The following is a 513-nucleotide window of genomic DNA, read 5'->3' on the forward strand; positions in this document are numbered from 1 at the left end:
CGGCGCTGCGGCGCTTGCCGTCCATGCCGCTGATGACGATCACGGCGCCGCCGAACTTCGCCGCCGCCATCTCGCGCAGCACGTCGATGCCGTCGCCATCCTCCAGCACGAGATCGAGCGTCACACAATCGAAGCGGGCGGCACGGAGCTTCTCGATCGCGTCCGCCACCGACGGCGCCACGGTGACTTCGTGGCCGGCCTGCTTGGCGGCGACCGTGATCAGGCTGCGCTGCGTGGCGTCGTCATCGACCACCAGGAGCTGAAGCGCACGCCGTTCGGCGCCATCGGGCAGGTTTGACGAGATGGGGGAAAGGGAACTTCTGGGCATTTCCGTATCCTGAGATTGAGACCGTCGATGGATACACGGCTCGCGCTTAAGCGACGTAAAGCGGCCAAGGCAAATTCGCTCGGATGTTTCAGCAAATATAAAGCAACCTGGCGGACAGCGCGGCGGCTGCCACGCCGATCAGGCCGCTTCGTCACGGCCGCCGGCCGCGCCGCGCTTCTTCCTGT

General features: G+C 65.7%; 1 protein-coding gene. It reads right to left on the bottom strand.

All coding sequences use genetic code 11. The features are described 5' to 3' along the window. The coding region (locus tag MOV75_RS41530; RefSeq protein ID WP_247008682.1) for a response regulator at positions 1-328 on the bottom strand (328 nt) is incomplete at its 3' end. Between the last annotated feature and the right edge of the window lie 185 nt (positions 329-513).

The sequence above is a fragment of the Bradyrhizobium sp. PRIMUS42 genome (assembly GCF_023006515.1).
Lineage (GTDB): Bacteria > Pseudomonadota > Alphaproteobacteria > Rhizobiales > Xanthobacteraceae > Bradyrhizobium.